Annotated in this window: 1 protein-coding gene; it reads left to right on the forward strand. The window is 58.4% G+C overall.

Going from position 1 to position 1,038, the window contains the following annotated elements; translation table 11 throughout:
* Positions 1 to 1,038 (forward strand): IS630 family transposase (locus BUB20358_RS27945; protein ID WP_437340536.1); only part of this gene is annotated, 1,038 nt, incomplete at its 5' end.

The raw sequence follows: 1,038 nt of genomic DNA on the forward strand, positions 1-1,038 counted from the left end.
CAATTGATGTCGATAGCACGTTCTCGTTCGATTTCGGCTGCGCTGGTCGCGCGGGCGCGCATCGTGCTGGCGGCTGCTGACGGCGAACCCAACAGCGCAATCGCACAACGCCTGCAACTCACGCGCGCCACGGTGGGCAAGTGGCGTCTGCGGTTTCTGGAGCAGCGAATCAACGGACTCTATGACGAAGTTCGTCCCGGCAAACCACGCACGATCGACGACGAGCGGCTGGCTCAACTGATTCATAAGACCCTGCATACGAAGCCGGCAGATGGATCCACTCACTGGAGCGTGCGCACGATTGCCGCCGAAACTGCCATCTCGCCAACGAGTGTGCACCGTTACTTCAAGCTGCTGGGGCTGCAGCCGCATCGCAGCGAAAGCTTCAAGCTCTCGACCGATCAGTTCTTCATCGAGAAGCTGCGCGATGTGATCGGCTTGTACTTGAGCCCTCCGGAGAACGCCCTGGTGCTGTGCGTGGACGAGAAGAGCCAGTGTCAGGCGCTCGAGCGCACGCAACCTATGCTGCCGATGGGTTTCGGTTACGTCGAAGGCGTCACTCATGATTACGTCCGTCACGGCACCACTACGTTGTTTGCCGCCCTGAATGTGCTCAATGGCGCCGTGCTCGCTACCTGCAAGCCACGTCATCGCCATCAGGAATTCCTTTCGTTCCTGCGCGAAATCGACAAAGCCGTGCCGGCCGAACTCGACGTGCACTGCATCGTCGACAACTATGGCAGTCACAAGCATCCGAAGGTCAAGGCGTGGCTGGCTGCACGCCCCCGCTGGCACATGCATTTCATTCCCACCTACAGTTCGTGGCTCAATCAGGTCGAACGCTTCTTTGCGTTGATCACCGATAAGGCGATCCGCAGAGGCTCGTTCGGCTCGGTCAAACAACTGATCAAGCGCATTGACCAATTCGTCTCCCACTACAACGAAAACTGCAAGCCATTCGTCTGGACCGCGTCTGCCGATTCCATCCTCGAAAAGCTACACCGACTTTGTTCGCGAATCAGCGGAACGGGACACTAG

Source organism: Burkholderia dolosa, assembly GCF_902499135.1.
GTDB lineage: Bacteria > Pseudomonadota > Gammaproteobacteria > Burkholderiales > Burkholderiaceae > Burkholderia > Burkholderia dolosa.